The organism is Vibrio sp. QJM3NY_39, assembly GCF_057785895.1.
Genome location: NZ_CM173505.1, coordinates 3,508,919 through 3,524,349 on the forward strand (window position 1 = coordinate 3,508,919; position 15,431 = coordinate 3,524,349).

Consider the following 15,431-nt stretch of genomic DNA (forward strand, 5'->3'; position numbering starts at 1 on the left):
GCTCCGTATTCTGTCCCATCAAATTAGAATGAGTTGCTATGAACGAACGTCGTGCCTTGGGCTTTGGCCTTTCCGCGGTATTACTGTGGTCAACAGTTGCTACTGCTTTTAAGCTGACCCTTGCTGAGTTTTCGCCGATTCAAATGCTGACCATTGCCAGCATAGTGTCATCAATGGCACTGATCGCCATCTGCGCCTTTCAAGGCAAGCTTTCTCAGCTGAGCACTACGTTTCTTTCAAACCCTTGGTATTACCTACTGCTCGGCCTAGTCAATCCACTGGCCTACTACCTGATTCTATTCAAAGCATACGACCTATTGCCAGCATCTCAAGCTCAGGCCATCAACTACAGTTGGGCAATTACGCTAACCTTGATGGCGGCGGTTTTTCTGGGGCAAAAGATTCGTAAGCAAGATTGGATTGCTTGTACCTTCAGTTATGCGGGTGTGGTGGTCATTGCCACCAAAGGCGATGTGCTAGGAATGCAGTTCGATAGTCCACTCGGTGTGACTCTGGCATTACTTTCAACCTTGCTTTGGGCGGGATACTGGATTCTAAACACCAAAAACAAGGCTGACCCTGTGATTGGCGTATTGCTTGGTTTCTTAGTGGCATTGCCCTTCGCGATCGGTTTAACCCTTTACGAAGGCGAGAGCTTTAGCCAAATCACAGCAAAAGGTTGGATGGCGGTGACTTACGTTGGTCTGTTTGAGATGGGCATTACTTTTGTCTTATGGCTATCAGCACTGAAGCTGACCAACAACACAGCGCGTATCAGCAATCTGATTTTTGCCTCACCGTTTATTTCGCTAATGCTACTTTCAACCATCATTGGTGAAGAGATTCACCCAGCGACACTGTTTGGCTTGGTACTGATCATTGCCGGCTTGGTGATTCAACAGGTCAAATTTTCAAAAAACAAACCTGCGTGACTGAGTAAATGAGTAAATGAGTAAATGAGTAAATGAGCCAAAAGACTCGATTGAGCACGAAAAGCTATCGATAAATTCGAATCTAGAGCTAGATTACCGCTTATAGATACAAAAATGGCGAGTCATATGACTCGCCATTTTTATGTCATTTAAAATCTAATGGATAAGCTCAAAGCTTAAACCCACTGCCCTGCTGCAAAGCCAGAGCTCCAGCACCATTGGAAGTTGTAGCCACCTAACCAACCTGTTACGTCCATTACTTCACCGATGAAGTAGAGGCCAGAGACCGTCTTACATTCCATGGTTTTTGAAGATAGGTGATTGGTGTCCACACCGCCTAGAGTCACTTCGGCCGTTCGGTAACCTTCCGTGCCGTTTGGCGCAATTTTCCAGTTCTCTAGATGCTCTACAATGTCATTCAGCTGCTTTTCGTTGAACTGTTTGAGCGGCTTGTCTTCCAGCTCTTTACGATCAATCAACACCTCAACGAAACGCTTTGGTAATGCTTTCGCTAAGGTGTTTTTCAGGCTCTGATTTGGGTGTTTCTCACGAGAGTTTTCAAGTAGTTCAGCAACGTCCACTTCTGGTACTAGATTAATCGAAACCGATTGACCCGCTTTCCAGAACGAAGAAATTTGCAATACCGAAGGGCCAGATAGGCCGCGGTGAGTAAACAGCAACGCTTCTTTGAATAAGGTACCGTCTTGCGCGGTGATCTCGGCAGGAATCGCGATTCCTGAAAGCTCAGCAAAGGCTTCTTTGTCTTCTTTATGCAGAGTAAATGGCACCAAACCTGCTGTAGTCGGCATCACAGACAAACCAAACTGCTCGGCAATCTTATAGCCAAATGGCGTCGCGCCTAGTTTCGGCATCGATAAACCGCCCGTCGCCACGACAAGTGAGTCACACTCAACTTCGTCGGTATTAAGGTGCATCTTGAAGCCAGCGTCTGTTTTTTCGATGGAGTGAACATCACAACGGTAGCGCTGTTCAACTTTCGCCTGCTTACACTCTTCAAGCAACATGCTCACGATGTCTTTTGCAGTGTGGTCATTCACACAGAACAATTGGCCGTGGTCTCGCTCTTCGAACTCAATACCGTACTTGCTCACCATCGAGATAAAATCCCAGTTGGTGTATTGAGATAAGGCTGACTTCACGAAGTGAGGGTTGTTACATAGGAAGTTGTTGGCTGAAACATCATAGTTAGTGAAGTTACAACGGCCGCCACCTGAGATTAAAATTTTTCTGCCTGGTTTCTTTGCATGATCAACCACCAGCACTCGTCGGCCACGTTTACCCGCTTCCGCAGCACACATTAAGCCCGCGGCGCCCGCACCAATTACGATTACATCAAACTTTTCACTCATTGGGGTTCTGCTTTCTTCACTTTTGCACCTCGAGTACGCCCTGTTCTCGAAATGCCATCAATAAAAAAGGATGTGCATAAACAGCACATCCTTACTAATTGCTCGCTATTCTAGCGGCAATTTTAAACTTTGCAATTGATGTTCAATTGTACAATTTGCAGACAGCAGCAAAACCACTACTTGGCTTAGCGAGCCAACAACCGAAGCTTTACACCAAAACCTAAACTCTACTTCACACGTACTAAATAACTTAGACGATGAAAGAAGAAAGCAACGTTACACCCAGCAGAGCGGAAGAAAGTATAAACAACTGTCTTACGCGATCACACTTCGACATAAACACTTCGTCGTGGTGATGGTGATACTCTTTGCTTTTGATGTAACTAAACAAGCGAACCTGTTTGGTCATATTGCCATGAGTTGTGAAGAATCCACCTCCGTCTACTTGTTGATAAAGTAGAGGATGTGCTTCTCGCATTATATAAATGAGTGTTCTTAGCGCAGTAAAATATCGCGCCCAGTTCACGCAAGTCACAACCATTAGTGCAAATAGAATAGTGTCGCCGCTGATCATCCTTTCCTCCCTACATCTTCATAAGAAAACTCAAAAGAAAAAGATAATCAGTGTCTTTCCCGTACTACCTAAACGGCAGGAGCTTCCATAATTGAAGATGAACCATCTTTTGCCAATTGCGCTAGGTCTTTATCAATAAAGAACAGTGCTTTACCGTCTTCACCAACAAGCTCTAGCTTATCCAATACACCTTTAAACAACTTCTCTTCTTCGTGTTGCTCTGCAACGTACCATTGCAGGAAGTTAAAGGTTGAGTAATCTTGTGTGCTGAAAGCAACGTGAGCCAGTTTGTTGATCTTTTGAGTAATCATTTGCTCATGTTCGTAAGTTTCACGGAACACAGCGCCAAGGCTATCAAATTCATGTTTTGGCGCTTCAATCGCACCTAGAATTGGCATTGCACCTGTTTCACTTACGTAAGTGAAAAGACGCTGCATATGTTCCATTTCTTCTACTGCATGAACACGCAGAAACTCTGCTGCACCTTCAAATCCTTTGTCTTCACACCAAGCACTCATTTGTAAGTATAGATTGGATGAGAAAAATTCTAGGTTAATTTGATCATTCAGTTGCTCAACCATAGTTTTTGACAGCATTTAAGACTCCTAATTACATCCTCAATTTTCTCTACTATATCACTATTTAATGAATATCTCGCAGGCCATTAGTTAACCAATATTTCGAGCTGTCATTACGCAAGACAGTGGATATGAGATCACTTCAGCAAAAAAAGCCATCGCATAGTGCTAATCTTAAATCAGACAATGAATAAAGGAGGTAGCGATATGAGTTACAAACATATTTTGGTCGCGGTCGATTTATCAGAAGACAGCAAATTAATTGTGGATAAAGCGGTAGCATTGGCTAAGCCATTGGAAGCCAAAGTCTCTTTTATCCATATCGATATTAACTACGCAGAGCTGTATACCGGCCTGATTGATATCAACATGGCAGAAACCCAACATAACGCGATGGAAGCATCTCGAGTTCAGCTGCAAAATTTTGCTGAGCATGCTCAATACCCAATCACCCATACCTTAGTGGGCAGTGGCGATTTGAGTCATGAGCTGTGTGACACCATCAACGAGTTTAATGTTGATTTAGTGGTTTGTGGTCACCATCAAGACTTCTGGAGCAAGCTGCTTTCTTCAACACGACAACTGATCAACGCCTCTCCGGTTGATATGCTGGTCGTGCCTCTAAGAGATTCAGAAGACTAATGAATTAAGGTTAGGTAACATACAGCTCATATCTTATTAACGAAGTTTTACTATGAGCTATTTAGCTGGTGTTACCCTCCTATGGGCCTTCTCCTTTAGCCTGATCGGCGTTTACCTTGCTGGTCAGGTTGATGCTTGGTTCTCTGTACTGATGCGTGTTGCCCTTGCAGGTATCGTGTTTCTTCCTTTCCTTAAGTTCCGTGGTGTCTCGCGTAAGCTGATCGCCAAATTGATGGCCATTGGTGGCATCCAGCTTGGCTTAATGTACTGCTTCTACTATCAGTCTTTCTTGCTGCTATCCGTTCCTGAAGTCCTTTTGTTTACCGTTTTTACCCCAATTTACGTCACGCTTATTTATGATTTCCTCAAAGGGCAATTCTCTCCGTGGTACTTAGTAACTGCGGCAATTGCGGTATTGGGCGCGGTGTTTATTAAATTCGCGGGCATCAACGAAAACTTTTTAATCGGCTTCCTTGTCGTGCAAGGGGCGAACCTGTGCTTTGCTATCGGTCAGGTCGGCTACAAGGTGGTAATGGAAAAAGAAGCGACTGAATTACCTCAGCGAACCGTATTTGGTTACTTCTACTTAGGGGCGTTATGCGTCGCTTCCGTTGCTTTCATGCTACTGGGCAATCCAGAGAAGCTGCCAACCACCACTCTTCAATGGGGAATCCTGATCTACCTTGGCTTGATTGCTTCGGGGCTGGGTTACTTTATGTGGAATAAAGGCGCGTGCATGGTCAATGCTGGCGCACTGGCTGTGATGAACAATGTCTTAGTTCCAGCTGGCCTTGTGGTGAACATCCTGATTTGGAACAGAGATGTCGATTTGGTTCGATTGTCTATTGGTGGTGCCGTTATCTTGTTCTCTTTGTTCGTCAATGAGACGTGGGTGAAGAAGCGTGTTGCGAGAGATGCTAGCAATGCCTAGCGCGTTAAGCTAACAAGTTTTAGTCATACCCAGAAAGCAAAAGAGCGACCGTAGGTCGCTCTTTTTAAATCATCTGTATAGCAATAAATTCTTCGAATTAACTTCAGTGGATATGATTGTGGCTCACCACCTGAGTCTTGCTTTCAGTGAAGGCAACGTCATCAAGTTGTAGGTTGATGCGTTCAAGGTCACTTTCCAGTTTTTGGCTTTTCTTAAACAGCTTTTGCTGTTTCTTAATCATCTTCGCTAGCTTTTTGTTGTACTTCTCTTGTTTCTTGGCCGCTTTCTTCGCTTGTTTGAGTTCAGCTTTCTCATCGCCGCTCGCCTTCGCCATCAATTTTTTCAGCTTGGCTTTCTTCAACGCGACTTTATCCGCTGTTGCTACAACCGCAGGGTCAAAGATTTGTACAACTGGCTCAGCACTGTCCATGACTTCGATAAGAGAGACTTCTGGAGTTGGCAATGTTTCGGCAAGTAGACCACACGCGACTTTTTCTTCAACGGGTTTATTCTGACAATCAATCGGTGGGATTGCTGTTGGTTTGCACAGGTTCGCTTGATCCGCCGAAGAACGCGCACAAGAACGACACACAAACTTAGGTTGGGTAACCAAGCTGTGGATCTCGCCTAGGTGTTCAGTGATATCTCGACGGTTTAACTTACAAAAGCGTTTAGCCATGCTACAACTCCAGCTAAGAATAATAATGATTCTTAGTTAGATATACATCCGTAACGCGACTATCGCAAGTGTTAAATGGCAATTTATCGTATTTATGACGGGAAACTTTCTTAGCGTGTCTCTAAGTTATTGATGCTTCAATTAAGTCATTGATGCTTTCACATACACATCAAAACGGTTCTTTTTGGTTTCGATCGCCATGCTTGGTTTTTGCTCATCTAACCATGCTGCGTAATCCGGTCTTTTGACCACAACTCGCTTAGATGCGAGTTTAAGGGCTGGTTGCAATAAAGCATCAGCATCCATATCGGCACCCACCAATGATTGGAATACACGCATCTCTTTCTTAACCAACGCCGATTTCTTCTTGTTCTCAGGATGCGGGTACATTGGGTCTAGGTACACCACATCAGGCTGTTCGAAATTTGGATCGTTGCTGAGTTTATCTAACGCATCGTGACTTGAAGCATGAATCAACTTCATACGTTCAGTTACCCAACCACCGATGTCAGGGTCTTGCTGAGCTCGCTGCAAGCCATCATCGAGCAGTGCTGCCACAACAGGGTGACGCTCGACCATCTGTACTTTACAGCCCAACGACGCCAACACAAACGCATCACGTCCTAGACCAGCGGTACCATCGAGGATAGTTGGCGTTGCACCTTTGTTTAAACCTGCCGCTTTAGCAATCGCCTGACCTTTACCACCGCCAAACTTACGTCTGTGACCGACTGCGCCTCCCACTAAATCAACAAAAATAGCGCCAAGCTTAGGCTCATCGACTTTACGTAGCTCAAGTCGCTCGCAAGTCAGTACCAAAGCAAAATCGCTGTTTTCATCATGAGATAAATTCCAACGGGTCGCTAAGTCATTTAGATGATCGATTTGGGTAGCATCTTCGCAAATCAGTTGTAGTTGCAAGGTCGTCTCCAACAGACAGTAGTATTCAAAACAAAAGAGGCAACCAGTTTACCTGATTGCCTCAACAATACATATTAGCGGTGAAAAGTATTCCCGGCTAAAGTCGGCTTACCTAAACCAATGGCTCTGTCTCTCGTTCTTGTCTTAACTCTTCAACGAGCTCCGCGAGTGGCTTAGGTCGGCCAATGATGTAGCCTTGCGCATAGTTCACGCCAAGATCGATCAGCTTGTCGATTATCTGGGTATTTTCAACAAATTCGGCCACCGTGTGTTTACCCATCTGCTTAGCTAAATCATTGATCGAGCGAACCATCACATGGTCCATCTCGTTGACCGCAATATCACGCACAAACAAGCCATCGATCTTCACAATGTCGACCGGCAGTTTCTTCAGGTAGCCAAACGACGATAATCCAGAGCCAAAATCATCCAGTGCAATCATACAGCCAAGCTCTTTGATGCGAGTGAAGAACTTGATCGCCTGCTTCATGTTACTCATCGCAGCCGTTTCGGTGATCTCTAAACAGATTTTATGGCACGGTATCGACGAGTCTCTCAAGCTCTCAATCAAGAATTCGACAAATTCTCGATTACCCATCGAATGACCAGAAAGGTTGATTGAACACATCCCTAGTTCCTCAATAACCTCAGGGCGTTGCTCCAACCAACTCAAGGTTTGACTGACAACTTGGCGGTCAATCAAATGCGCTATGTTATAACGCTCTGAGGCTGGCATGAAAATCCCCGGAGAGATGTATTCACCGTGGATATTCTTGATGCGAACCAAGATTTCAAAGTGCATTTTCTCGCTGTCTTTGTCTAAACCAAGAATGCGCTGAGCAAACAACTCTAAGCGATCGTTAGCCAAAGCCTCATGCACTAGATTCACGCATTCCATCTCTAGGTGACGACGACGCAAGTCTTCATCATCTTGATGGTACAGGTTGTAACGGTTACGCCCTTCCTCTTTAGCAGCATGACAAGCAGCATCGGCCTGAGCATGTACCATCTGTGGTGAGGCCGCAGTATGGTCAATCAATCGGATACCAATAGAGCTGGTAAGATTAAGGCGAATATCACCCCACAAGAATGGGTTCTCGCTCATCGTCGAGATAATACTGCGACACACATTCACCGCATCTCGCTCAGTACAGTCTTTCATTAATACTGCAAATTCGTCACCACCCATTCGCGCTAACACGGCATTGTATGGCAGAACCTCTTCCAGCAGCTTAGCACTAAACATGATTGCGGCATCTCCCGCTTCATGCCCCGCCGTATCGTTCAAGACCTTAAGTTGGTCTAAATCCAAGAACAACATCGCGTGAGTTCGCATGTGGCTCTCAACCTCTTTGAGCGCCTTTTGCAGCTCTTGCTCAAAGTGGTTACGGTTAAACGTGTCCGTCAGCAAGTCATAACGAGCTTGATATTCTAGCTTTTCAGACAACTCACGAGTTTCGGTAATGTCTTCTCCAACAATCAACAACTGATCAGACTCAACCAGCGGGCGAATATTTTCACGAATCCAGATGGTGCTGCCATTAGCATGGCGATATTCAATATCACGACGCCATACGCCACGAATCTTATGTTGTGGTTGCAATAAGATATGACGCGGGATCATTGAGTTTTCATCGACATAGAACTCTCTAGGACGATGACCTAGTAGCTGGTCTAGCGGGTAACCTAGTAACTGCTCAGCAAACTGGTTCACTTGTTGAATGCGATTATTGCCATCGAGCGTAATCATCATCACGGGTTGTTTGTCGTAATACAGCTTGAGATTGGCTTCACGCTGGAACAACTTATTCTCCGCGAGCTTACCCGAAGTAACATCACGAGCTTCAAATAAGAACTGAACATCATCCTCTTCACTGCCCGGCATAGGCTTTAAAGAGATATCTAACACCATCGCACCACGATCACGACACCACACTTCCGCTTCAAATCGTAAAACCTGATGTTCCTCTCGAGAGATGAAATACTCCTTCAACACCTGCCTAGCCGAGTCTTCCCAGTGTTGGTGATGTTGAAGAGATGTTCCCAATTTATAGCCTTGGTTATACAAAAGTTCATGCAACTTGCTGTTGCTCGACACTAACACTCCGCCCTTATCAATAATTCCCATAAATTGCAGGCTTTGATCGAATATCGACTCAAGAAGTAGTTGGCTCTGACGGCTTGTACGTTCACTTTTTTGAAGGCGATTAAGGTAGTACATCAAGGTGACGATCACACATAACATGCTTAAGAAAAGCAGGCCGATCGTACGAATTTCATCGAGATAACGAACCCAAAATGGCTTGGGTTTGTTTAAGAAAGTCACCGCCGCTTCATTCTCTGCGCCCAAATCCCAACGAGATATTTGTTGGTAATCGAGTTTGATTTCTGGCGCGCCAGCAACCACTTGGGGCAGCGGTTTATCCGGATTAGCGAGCACATTCAGTAGCACTCGCCCAGTGTCTCGTCCTTGCGTTTCTCCACTGTGGATCACGCCACCAATCGCACCAAACCCAAGTCCTAAATCATGCACAATATACAATGGCATCTGAGTTTTTTTGTTGAGTTGACGCCAGTCTTCTTTGCTGCTGACACGACCATTGATGTCGCGGTAGTAGGCCCAGAACAACAAGCTTTTGGTTAGATCAGCGCGTTGCGCGAACGTCATCAGTTCTTGATAAGAATCAGGCGTATATTGCTCCACCAGCCCAGAAAAATCAGGACGATTTTGTAGGAACAAATCCACTTGGGCGCGAATAGCTTCACCCGTTACCGAATGGTCGGTGACCACATATACTTTTTTAACCGTAGATTGCAGTCGCTTAATCAACTCGATATTGCTCGCCATATCAATATCTTCAGTGATACCAGTCGCGTGCAAGCCTTCTATCATCTGTGGAGAGAAATTGTTGATGCCGCCAAAAATAACAGGCGTGCCATTGAGTTCGGGCGCTAAGCGTTTCATCAGATTGAGGGCGTTATTATCACTGACGACTACAGCGGCAAACTCTTCATGTGACAGCTTGGTGCGGTATAGCTGATAGATTCGCTCTAAGTATTCAGCGTTTTGAGTTCGCTTGGTATCGAGATAAACAACCCGGTAAGACAACCCATCTCGATCGAGTTCTTCAGCCAGCCCTTTATGGAAATCATCCGTCCAAAAAAAGCCTTGATGATAAGAGTGAATAACCAACACATCTTTTGCCTGAGCTGAAGCAAAAACACTCCAACACATCACAATAAAAAATAACGAAAATCGCACTGAATTCACCCTAACCCTATAGTTACTGCTAATATTATCACCCTTGGCTATGATGTGTACTCAAGCCGGTATGTTTTTCATTCAATCTAAGGATTATGCATGTCCACAACTACAGCTCGTCTAGATGATCTAGACCGTGCCATTCTCAAAACTTTGATGGAAGATGCACGTACTCCTTATGCTGAAATGGCAAAGCAGTTCGATGTCAGCCCTGCGACGATTCACGTTCGCATCGAAAAGATGAGATCAGCAGACATTATTGAGCGAACAGAAGTTGTGGTAAACACCAAAAAGCTGGGTTACGACGTGTGCTGCTTTATTGGTATTAACCTTAACGCAGCCCGCGATTACCATTCAGCCATTGCCAAACTCAATGCTTTAGATGAGGTGGTTGAGGCCTACTACACCACCGGCGCCTACAATATTTTCGTCAAGTTGATGTGTAAATCGATAGAAGAATTGCAGTTCGTGCTGATTGATAAATTGCAGGCGATCGACGAGGTTCAATCGACTGAGACTCTTATCTCGCTGCAAAACCCAATCAATCGCAATGTGAATCCATAATCTATATACGCACTAGATTATGTTTGGGTGACCCACAAAGAAAAGGCTGAACGCAATGTTCAGCCTTTAATTTATCTAGTTTATGTCGTCTCGAATCTAAGCTATATAAACGAAAATCTAAGCTTGAATGCCCGCGTGACGAAGCATCGCATCGATTTGAGGCTCACGACCGCGGAAGCGTTTAAACAGCTCCATCGGTTCTTCACTGCCACCCATCTCAAGGATGTTGTTCAGGAAGCGATTGCCCGTTTCAGTGTTGAAGATACCTTCTTCTTCAAATGCTGAGAACGCATCTGCCGATAGCACTTCTGCCCATAGGTAGCTGTAGTAACCTGCGCTGTAACCACCAGCAAAGATGTGACCAAAGCTGTGTGAGAAGCGGTTCCAATCAAGGCTTGGCAGTACCGATACCTTAGACTTCACGTCAGCTAGCGTTTCTAGTACGCGAGCACCGACTTCTGGATCGTATTCTGTGTGCAGCGTAAAATCGAACAGGCCAAGCTCTAGCTGACGCAGGATAAACATCGCTGACTGGAAGTTCTTCGCTGCTAGCATCTTCTCTAGCATCTCTTTTGGTAAGGCTTCACCCGTTTCGAAGTGACCAGAGATGAACGACAGCGCCTCCTCTTCCCAACACCAGTTTTCGAGGAACTGACTTGGTAGCTCCACTGCATCCCAAGGCACGCCATTGATACCTGACACAGCACCCGCATCAACTTGCGTTAACATATGGTGAATACCGTGGCCGAATTCGTGGAATAAGGTAACCACTTCATCATGGGTAAACAGTGCAGGCTTATCACCAACTGGCTTGTTGAAGTTACACGTTAGGTAAGCAACAGGTGTTTGTAGTTCACCAGATTGAGTAATGCGACGACCGCGACAGTCATCCATCCAAGCGCCACCACGTTTGTGTTCACGTGCGTATAGGTCCAGGTAGAAGCTACCGCGCAATGTTCCTGTCGCATCAAAGATGTCGAAGAAACGCACTGAATCATACCATGTATCCACACCTTCACGCTCAGTCACCGACATACCAAACACACGGTTTAGTACTTCGAACAAACCAGAAACTGCGTTCGACTCAGGGAAGTATGGACGAAGCTCTTCATCAGAGATCTCGAACAAGTTCTGTTTTTGTTTCTCGCTGTAGTAAGCGATGTCCCACAGGTTTAGCTCAGAGACACCAAACTCTTTCTCAGCAAACTGACGTAGCTCTTCTACTTCGCGCTCACCTTGCGGTTTGGCTTTTACTGCTAGGTCGTTAAGGAAACCAAGTACTTGGTCTGGCGTTTCTGCCATCTTAGTCGACAAAGATTTTTCGCTGTAAGTGCTAAAGCCAAGCATGCGTGCGATCTCGTGGCGCAGCTTAAGTTGCTCTGTGATGATCTCAGTGTTGTCCCACTTGCCAGCATTTGGACCGCGATCTGAAGCACGCGTTACGTAAGCTTCGTACAGCTCTTTACGTAGTTCTTGGTTATCACAGTAGGTCATCACCGGTAGGTATGATGGGATATCTAGAGTCAGTAGGTAACCTTCCTGCTCTTTAGCTTCTGCCGCGGCTTGTGCTGCCGCCAGTGCTGATTCAGGCATACCGGCCAGTTCAGCCACGTCTGTCACCTGCTTGCTCCAACCCATGGTTGCATCAAGCACGTTGTTTGAGAATTGAGAGCCTAACTCAGACTGACGCTTGCTGATTTCGCCGTAGCGGTGCTGCTCGTCAGCTGGTAAGCCAATGCCTGATAATTCAAAATCACGTAGCGCGTCGGTAATGGTTTTTTGTTGAGCTTGGTCGAGTGCCGAGAATGCCTCACTCGCCTTGATCGCTTTGTACGCTTCGAACAAACCTTTGTGTTGGCCAACCCAAGTACCGTATTCAGAAAGTACCGGCAGGCAGCTCTCATAAGCGTCACGCAGCTCATCGCTGTTCATCACAGAATTCATATGGCTTACTGGTGACCAAATGCGGCCTAGACGATCATCCACTTCATCAATCGGAGCAACGAGGTTGTCCCAGCTTGGTGAAGTATTACCTTCAAGTACTTGTTCTATCTTGTTGCGACACTCTTCAATCACTTGCTCAACCGCAGGCTTAACGTGCTCAGGCTTGATTTGTGAAAACGGAGGTAAGTCCGTGAAGGTTAATAGCGGATTAGACATATAAACATTCCTTTGGCTTTGGAGACTTTCGTCTTTCTATAATGAGGTCGTCTTACAGTCATCAGGCTCAGGAGCGCCCTAAAAAATCACCTGCGAATAGTTATTAAATAGTGCCCATGAAGGCAAATTTCAATAGTAGAACCAATAACTAACTGCATATAGCTGTCGACTGTTCCTGAATTGTTCGAGAATTTATAGCTCATTGAGGGTTATAATGGTCAGATTAACCCTACCTACACTAACCACACTCTACTTCGAGAGTGTTACGAGAGTTTAATTTGTTAAGTTATCGCCACAGCTTCCACGCAGGCAACCATGCCGACGTAGTAAAGCATATCGTACAGAGCCTTATTCTTAATTCTTTGAAACAGAAGGATAAGCCTTTTGTTTATCATGACACTCACTCTGGTGTAGGTCGTTACGACTTAACGCATGAATGGTCTGAAAAAACTGGCGAATACAAACAAGGTATTGCACGCGTCTGGGCACAAACAGAACTTCCTGAAGACATTCAAAGCTACCTTGAGTCTATCTCTGCACTCAACAATGGCGAAAAACTGCGTTTCTATCCAGGTTCACCACGTGTTGCACGTGCACACCTGCGTGATCAAGACCGCATGGTATTAACCGAACTTCACCCTGCAGACCACCCTTTGCTTGAGCAAGAGTTCCACCGCGATCGTCAGGTGTCTATCTATAAAGAAGATGGCTTCCAACGCTTAAAAGGCAGCCTGCCACCAAAAGAGCGTCGTGGTTTGGTACTGATCGATCCGCCTTACGAGCTGGCAAAAGAGTATCGCGATGTTGTGACTGCGATTGCTCAAAGCCATAAGCGCTGGGCAACCGGTATCTACGCAATTTGGTACCCGGTGGTAAACCGTTGTGATATCGAAGACATGATCGAAGGCCTTGAAGGCTTAGGCATCAACAAAATTCTACAAATCGAACTTGGCGTATCACCAGACACCAACGAGCGTGGCATGACAGCATCAGGCATGATTGTGATCAACCCGCCTTGGAAGCTAGAAAGCCAAATGAATGAAATTCTTCCATTCTTGAAGGAAGCAATTGCGCCAGCGACCGGTCACTTCAAAGTAGAGTGGATCGTACCCGAGTAATCTCAAACTCGATGGCATAGTTTGAAGAATCTTCAATAGACTGTGACATACACGAATAAATTTTAAACAGGGAGATTGAGTTCAACCAATCTGCCCTCAATATAATAATTAGACAATTTAAGAATCTATAGGACGTAGGTATCCAGTGTTCTCACTGTGACTACAGCCTTCAATAAATGGAGAAAGTAATGGCGACTCATTTTGATTACATCTGTATCGGTGGCGGTTCAGGCGGCATCGCATCAGCTAACCGCGCAGCAATGCACGGTGCAAAAGTTGCACTTATCGAAGCTCAAGACCTTGGTGGTACTTGTGTAAACGTTGGTTGTGTTCCTAAAAAAGTGATGTGGCACGGTGCTCAGGTTGCTGAAGCGATCAACCTATATTCAGAAGACTACGGCTTCGACGTTGAAGTAAAAGGCTTCAACTGGGGCAAGCTGGTTGAAAACCGCCAAGCGTACATTGGACGTATCCACGAATCTTACGATCGCGTTTTGGGTAACAACAAAATAAACGTAATCAAAGGCTTTGCTAAGTTTGTCGATGAGAAGACTGTTGAAGTTAACGGTGAGCATTACACAGCTGATCACATTCTGATCGCAGTGGGTGGTCGTCCAACTATTCCAAACATCCCTGGCGCAGAGCACGGTATCGACTCAAACGGCTTCTTCGACCTGATGGAGCAACCAAAGCGTGTTGCTGTAATCGGTGCAGGCTACATCGCGGTAGAAATCGCAGGCGTATTAAGTGCACTTGGCACAGAAACCCACCTGTTCTGTCGTAAAGAGTCACCACTTCGTAGCTTTGACCCAATGATCATCGAAACATTGGTTGAAGTAATGGAAGCGGAAGGCCCAACACTTCACACGCATTCTGTACCTAAAGAAGTTGTGAAAGAAGCGGACGGTACTCTGACTCTGCACCTAGAGAACGGCAACACTCAAAACGTTGACCACCTAATTTGGGCTATCGGCCGTCACCCAGCGACTGACGCTATCAACCTAGCATCAACGGGTGTTGCAACCAACGACCGCGGCTACATCAAGGTAGATGAGTTCCAAGCAACCAACGTTCCTGGCATCTACTGTGTTGGCGACATCATGGAAGGCGGCATCGAACTAACGCCTGTCGCGGTTAAAGCCGGTCGTCAGCTTTCTGAGCGCCTATTCAACGGCAAAACGAACGCTAAGATGGACTACGAGCTAGTGCCTACTGTTGTATTCAGCCACCCACCTATCGGCACGATCGGTCTAACAACTCAAGAAGCTGAAGAGAAGTACGGCAAAGACAACATCAAGGTTTACACATCTGGCTTCACTGCAATGTACACAGCAGTAACCAAGCACCGTCAACCTTGTAAGATGAAGCTTGTATGTGCTGGTGAAGAAGAGACAGTAGTCGGCCTGCACGGCATCGGCTTCACTGTTGATGAAATGCTTCAAGGCTTCGGCGTTGCAATGAAGATGGGCGCAACCAAAGCAGACTTCGACTCTGTTGTGGCTATCCACCCAACGGGCAGCGAAGAATTTGTGACCATGCGTTAAACCTTTGTAAGTCAAAGAAATATTATGAAAAAGCCGACAGATGTCGGCTTTTTGTGTTTTTTACCGTATGGTTTGAATATTTATTAACCGAACAGCATTTTACATACTTAACTTGGAAGTAATATCACACTACAATCGCGCGCTATAAAATTACAC

General features: G+C 45.6%; 13 protein-coding genes. 6 read left to right on the top strand and 7 right to left on the bottom strand.

The window, feature by feature from the left end:
- Positions 1 to 38 precede the first annotated feature (38 nt).
- Positions 39 to 932 (top strand): DMT family transporter, encoded by an 894-nt coding sequence (locus AC3CHU_RS15610; RefSeq protein ID WP_488524887.1) that lies wholly within the window; start codon positions 39 to 41, stop codon positions 930 to 932.
- A gap of 176 nt (positions 933 to 1,108) precedes the next feature.
- Here AC3CHU_RS15610 and AC3CHU_RS15615 read toward each other — a convergent pair whose 3' ends face one another.
- The 3 genes from AC3CHU_RS15615 to ftnA form a co-directional block, all read right to left on the bottom strand.
- Entirely contained in the window at positions 1,109 to 2,302 is a 1,194-nt protein-coding gene (locus AC3CHU_RS15615) for a BaiN/RdsA family NAD(P)/FAD-dependent oxidoreductase (RefSeq protein ID WP_054548006.1), read from the bottom strand.
- A 250-nt stretch (positions 2,303 to 2,552) separates the two neighbouring features.
- Complete coding sequence (gene uspB / locus AC3CHU_RS15620; RefSeq protein WP_004735557.1) at positions 2,553 to 2,876, bottom strand: universal stress protein UspB; 324 nt, start codon at positions 2,874 to 2,876, stop codon at positions 2,553 to 2,555.
- 68 nt (positions 2,877 to 2,944) lie between these two features.
- A complete protein-coding gene (gene ftnA / locus AC3CHU_RS15625; protein ID WP_004735556.1) occupies positions 2,945 to 3,472 on the bottom strand; it encodes a non-heme ferritin in 528 nt (175 codons plus the stop codon).
- Positions 3,473 to 3,661: 189 nt separating this feature from the next.
- On the opposite strand from ftnA, the gene uspA reads away from it, so the two are divergent.
- On the top strand, positions 3,662 to 4,096 hold the full coding sequence (uspA, locus tag AC3CHU_RS15630; protein ID WP_004735555.1) for a universal stress protein UspA: 435 nt from the start codon (positions 3,662 to 3,664) through the stop codon (positions 4,094 to 4,096).
- Between the two features lie 52 nt (positions 4,097 to 4,148).
- Positions 4,149 to 5,027 (top strand): carboxylate/amino acid/amine transporter, encoded by an 879-nt coding sequence (locus tag AC3CHU_RS15635; protein ID WP_171328714.1) that lies wholly within the window; start codon positions 4,149 to 4,151, stop codon positions 5,025 to 5,027.
- A 103-nt stretch (positions 5,028 to 5,130) separates the two neighbouring features.
- On the opposite strand, the gene AC3CHU_RS15640 is transcribed toward AC3CHU_RS15635, so the two are convergent.
- The 3 genes from AC3CHU_RS15640 to AC3CHU_RS15650 form a co-directional block, all read right to left on the bottom strand.
- Entirely contained in the window at positions 5,131 to 5,706 is a 576-nt protein-coding gene (locus AC3CHU_RS15640) for a hypothetical protein (protein ID WP_065207375.1), read from the bottom strand.
- A gap of 141 nt (positions 5,707 to 5,847) precedes the next feature.
- Entirely contained in the window at positions 5,848 to 6,627 is a 780-nt protein-coding gene (locus AC3CHU_RS15645; RefSeq protein ID WP_017081709.1) for a class I SAM-dependent methyltransferase, read from the bottom strand.
- A 112-nt stretch (positions 6,628 to 6,739) separates the two neighbouring features.
- Positions 6,740 to 9,862: an EAL domain-containing protein gene (locus AC3CHU_RS15650; RefSeq protein WP_488525503.1), complete on the bottom strand. Its 3,123-nt coding sequence runs from the start codon at positions 9,860 to 9,862 to the stop codon at positions 6,740 to 6,742.
- Between the two features lie 126 nt (positions 9,863 to 9,988).
- Between AC3CHU_RS15650 and asnC the strand changes: the two genes are divergently transcribed.
- Positions 9,989 to 10,453 carry a transcriptional regulator AsnC gene (gene asnC, locus AC3CHU_RS15655; RefSeq protein WP_004735550.1) on the top strand — a complete coding sequence of 155 codons (465 nt, stop codon included), beginning with the start codon at positions 9,989 to 9,991 and terminating at the stop codon, positions 10,451 to 10,453.
- A gap of 117 nt (positions 10,454 to 10,570) precedes the next feature.
- Here the strand turns inward: asnC and prlC are convergent, their stop codons facing one another.
- A complete protein-coding gene (gene prlC, locus AC3CHU_RS15660) occupies positions 10,571 to 12,613 on the bottom strand; it encodes an oligopeptidase A (RefSeq protein WP_488524888.1) in 2,043 nt (680 codons plus the stop codon).
- Positions 12,614 to 12,891: 278 nt separating this feature from the next.
- Here prlC and AC3CHU_RS15665 point away from each other — a divergent pair, with 278 nt between their 5' ends.
- Positions 12,892 to 13,731: a 23S rRNA (adenine(2030)-N(6))-methyltransferase RlmJ gene (locus AC3CHU_RS15665; RefSeq protein ID WP_029224298.1), complete on the top strand. Its 840-nt coding sequence runs from the start codon at positions 12,892 to 12,894 to the stop codon at positions 13,729 to 13,731.
- 188 nt (positions 13,732 to 13,919) lie between these two features.
- Positions 13,920 to 15,275 (top strand): glutathione-disulfide reductase, encoded by a 1,356-nt coding sequence (gene gorA, locus AC3CHU_RS15670; protein ID WP_146454024.1) that lies wholly within the window; start codon positions 13,920 to 13,922, stop codon positions 15,273 to 15,275.
- The last annotated feature ends 156 nt before the right edge of the window (positions 15,276 to 15,431 follow it).